Genomic DNA, 1,888 nt, shown 5'->3' with positions numbered 1-1,888 from the left:
GGTGCCGCAGATTTCACCCCCGCGGCCACCTGGGCTAGAGTGGTTTTGGGTCGGGTTTTCCGGCCGGATGCGCGGACTGCACCCTCGTGATCGAAACGGTGATGATCTTCGCGCTGGGCTTCCTGGCGGCGAGCCTGTGCGGCCTGCTGCTGCTGCCGGCCCTCAATGCGCGTGCCGCACGCCTGGAGCGACGCCGGGCCGAGGCGCGCCTGCCCCTCTCGCCGGCCGAGATCGCGGCGGAGCGCGACTTCCTGCGCGCGCAGTTCGCCGTCCAGCAGCGCCGCCTGGAGCGCCGGGTCGAGACGGTCGAGGCGCGGCGGCAGGCCGACATGGCGGCGATCGGAGCCGGGACGATGCGGGTCGCCGCCCTGGCACGCGATGTCGCGGCCCGCGATGCCGAAATCGCCCAGGTCCAGGCTAAGACCCGGGAGCTCGAGGCCGAACTGGCGATCGCCCGCGAGGACGGCACCGCGAGCCTCGCGACGCTCCAGGCCCTCGAGGACGCCCATGCCGACCTGCTCGACAGCCTCCTGACGCTCCGGCAGGGCACGGCCCCGGCACCGGACGCCGCCGCGCTGGCGGCCGAACGCGACGATCTGCGCGCCAGCCTGAAGGCGGCCGAGGAGGCTCTGGCCCTGACCCTGGCCGACCGGCAGAACGACCGCTCCGGCGACCGGCAACCGGATCGGCAAGCCGGGATCGAGCGGGAGAACGCCGATCTGCGCCGGCGAATCGTCGAGGTCGCCGACGCCCTCACGGGCCCGGGCCGGATGCCCCGCGCTACCGCGCCGATGCCGCAGCACGAACGGGTTTGAGCGGATCCGCCTCCGAAACGGGGCCTCTACCACCAGAACCGGACCGAAAACCTGCGACGACTGCCTTGTTTCGACCACGCAAAGGCATCATCGCAACGTCGACGCGTCACGCATTCACAACTTCGACAGATGGTACGGATACCCATGCGCCTGAAGCCGATCGCCCTCGCCGTCGCGGCGTCCGTTGTCCTGACGCTGCCGGCGGCGGCGCAGCAGACGAAGCGCGGCAACGAGACCCTGAAGAAGTACTGCACCGGCGATTACCTGACCTACTGCGGCAATCTGGCCCCCGACGATCCGGCCACCGACGCCTGCTTCCAGAAGAACTGGAAGAAGCTGAGCGAGAACTGCCGCCGGGCGATCGACGCCTACGAGGCCGAGCAGCAGCAGAACGCCCCCGCCAAGAACCGGCAGGGCTCGCAGGGCGGCAAGGAGCGGCGGGGCTGACGCCTCTCCGCTGACAATCCTCGGCCGAAAGTCCCCCTAGCGGGCCATCGGCCGAGGACCGAGCCCGGCCTGTGGCGGGGGCGCGCTCGCGCCGGGGCTCGGCAACGGCTAAGGTAGCGCTCCCGCCGGCCCTCGCGTGCCGGTGCCGAGCCCGCCGGACCCTCGCGCGATGTTGTCGAAACCCGCCCTGAAACTCCTCGCCGTGTCCGGCCTCGTGGCCCTGGCGGTCTCCGCCTGCGGGCGGCGTGGTGCCCTGGAACCGCCGCAGACGGCGGCCCCGGCCGCCGCGCCGGCGAGCGGGGGCGCGGCGACCGGGCGGCGGACGCTGCCGGTCTCCGTCGGCCTCGGCGGGGGCGCCCCGGAGCCGGATGCGGCCTCGGTGCGCGCCGGCGACGAACTCTCCGTGGCGGCAGTGCCGCCGGGCGGCACCGATGCGCCGGTGGAGACCAGCCGCGGCGCGCGGCGGGGCTACCGCGTGCCGAAGGAGCCTTTCATTCTGGATCCGCTGCTGTAGAGGGCTGAGGGCGGCACGGCGCCACGCCGCCGGGAAGCCGTTCTGGGGCTCCGCGCCCGGGGACCCGGTCCTATCCGGTCCGCCGGGTGCGCCCGCGTCGGCCTGCGGGGGG

Annotated in this window: 3 protein-coding genes; all 3 read left to right on the top strand. The window is 73.6% G+C overall.

Annotation, left to right across the window (positions count from 1 at the left end; genetic code table 11):
• Positions 1-86 precede the first annotated feature (86 nt).
• Positions 87-815, top strand: coding sequence for a hypothetical protein (locus I53_RS15900; protein WP_043352395.1), 729 nt, complete (start codon positions 87-89; stop codon positions 813-815).
• A 144-nt stretch (positions 816-959) separates the two neighbouring features.
• Complete coding sequence (locus I53_RS15895; RefSeq protein ID WP_043352393.1) at positions 960-1,262, top strand: hypothetical protein; 303 nt, start codon at positions 960-962, stop codon at positions 1,260-1,262.
• 169 nt (positions 1,263-1,431) lie between these two features.
• Positions 1,432-1,776: a lipoprotein gene (locus tag I53_RS15890; protein ID WP_043352391.1), complete on the top strand. Its 345-nt coding sequence runs from the start codon at positions 1,432-1,434 to the stop codon at positions 1,774-1,776.
• Positions 1,777-1,888: the final 112 nt, after the last annotated feature.

The sequence above is a fragment of the Methylobacterium sp. B1 genome, assembly GCF_000333255.1.
Lineage (GTDB): Bacteria > Pseudomonadota > Alphaproteobacteria > Rhizobiales > Beijerinckiaceae > Methylobacterium > Methylobacterium fujisawaense.
Note: the sequence above shows the minus strand (reverse complement) of the source record. Positions and strands in the feature narration are given on the sequence as shown.